Below are 331 nucleotides of genomic sequence, written 5' to 3' on the forward strand. Positions count from 1 at the left end.
AATACTAAAATTTGGCGAAGAAAATGGCATTAAAGATTAAAGTAATTGCATAGGCAGACTAGCTACAACTATAATCATGGAAGATGGTTTATATATAGGATGAAAGGATAAAAATGAGTGAAACTTACGAGATTTATACACCTAATGGACTTATATTAGATGTAGAAAAAAAAACGAATAAAATTTTATTATATGATGGGGGAGCTAAGGTAGGCAAATACACCCAAGAATATTCCAAAGCTTTGTTTGAAGCACACAATATCAAACAAAACTCCCCCTACAAAGACTATAAACCCCAATACCTAGATCCTGAATTTCACACAGGGGAGAA

Annotated in this window: 1 pseudogene; it reads left to right on the forward strand. The window is 32.6% G+C overall.

From position 1 onward, the window contains the following. Positions 1–113 precede the first annotated feature (113 nt). Positions 114–331: pseudogene (locus tag AJ932_RS05645) on the forward strand (hypothetical protein); the annotation flags it as partial.

It is taken from the genome of Campylobacter sp. BCW_6873, from assembly GCF_001762365.1.
Taxonomy (GTDB): Bacteria; Campylobacterota; Campylobacteria; order Campylobacterales; family Campylobacteraceae; genus Campylobacter_D; species Campylobacter_D jejuni.